Here is a 1,551-nt window from a genome sequence, read left to right as displayed (position 1 = left end):
GCTCCCGAAGGAGCTCGCGCCACACCCTTGAATTACGCGCCCGGATTTGCCTAAGCGCCTTCTCCAATGCAGCGACCGGGACTTCCAACACCCGGACAACCTTCCGCGATCCGTCCCCCCATCGCATCTAACAATGGTGCAGGAATATTGACCTGCTTCCCATCAGCTACGCATTTCTGCCTCGCCTTAGGGGCCGACTCACCCTACGCCGATGAACGTTGCGTAGGAAACCTTGGGCTTACGGCGAGGGGGCCTTTCACCCCCTTTATCGCTACTCATGTCAGCATTCGCACTTCCGATACCTCCAGCACCCTTTACAAGGCACCTTCGCAGGCTTACGGAACGCTCTCCTACCATGCGTGCTAAGCACGCATCCGCAGCTTCGGTATATAGCTTAGCCCCGTTACATCTTCCGCGCAGGACGACTCGATCAGTGAGCTATTACGCTTTCTTTAAAGGGTGGCTGCTTCTAAGCCAACCTCCTGACTGTTTTAGCCTTCCCACTTCGTTTCCCACTTAGCTATATTTGGGGACCTTAGCTGGCGGTCTGGGTTGTTTCCCTCTTGACACCGGACGTTAGCACCCGATGTCTGTCTCCCGTGATTGCACTCTTCGGTATTCGGAGTTTGCTATGGCGGGGTAATCTGCAATAGACCCCCCAACCATGACAGTGCTCTACCCCCGAAGGTGAGACACGAGGCACTACCTAAATAGTTTTCGGAGAGAACCAGCTATTTCCAGGTTTGTTTAGCCTTTCACCCCTATCCACAGCTCATCCCCTAACTTTTCAACGTTAGTGGGTTCGGACCTCCAGTACGTGTTACCGCACCTTCATCCTGGCCATGGATAGATCACCTGGTTTCGGGTCTACGCCCAGCAACTGAACGCCCTATTCGGACTCGCTTTCGCTACGCCTGCCCTATACGGTTAAGCTTGCTACTGAACGTAAGTCGCTGACCCATTATACAAAAGGTACGCCGTCACCCCTTACGAGGCTCCGACTGTTTGTATGCATGCGGTTTCAGGATCTATTTCACTCCCCTCCCGGGGTTCTTTTCGCCTTTCCCTCACGGTACTGGTTCACTATCGGTCGATCACGAGTATTTAGCCTTGGAGGATGGTCCCCCCATCTTCAGACAGGATTTCACGTGTCCCGCCCTACTTGTCGCACACCTAGTTCTTTCATACTGTTTTCGCCTACAGGGCTATCACCTGCTATGGCCGCACTTTCCAGAGCGTTCGGCTAACAATACAAATAAAGAGTGCAAGGCTCATCCCATTTCGCTCGCCACTACTTTGGGAATCTCGGTTGATTTCTTTTCCTGCGGTTACTTAGATGTTTCAGTTCACCGCGTTCGCTTCGCATGGCCTATGTATTCAGCCATGGATACTCCAAAAGGAGTGGGTTTCCCCATTCGGACATCTACGGATCAAAGCTCGTTTGCCAGCTCCCCGTAGCTTTTCGCAGGCTACCGCGTCCTTCATCGCCTGTGATCGCCAAGGCATCCACCACATGCACTTGTTCGCTTGACCCTATAACGAGTCTGTCTC

Annotated in this window: 1 rRNA gene (only partly in view); it reads right to left on the bottom strand. The window is 53.2% G+C overall.

Annotated elements, in window-relative coordinates:
• Positions 1–1,533 (bottom strand): 23S ribosomal RNA (locus DFS13_RS39575); it reaches 1,448 nt to the left of the window's first position.
• Positions 1,534–1,551: the final 18 nt, after the last annotated feature.

This window comes from Burkholderia sp. 28_3 (genome assembly GCF_003253915.1).
GTDB classification, from domain to species: Bacteria; Pseudomonadota; Gammaproteobacteria; order Burkholderiales; family Burkholderiaceae; genus Burkholderia; species Burkholderia cenocepacia.
The sequence above is the reverse complement of the archived record's forward strand: the minus strand, read 5'-3'. Positions and strand labels throughout refer to the sequence as shown.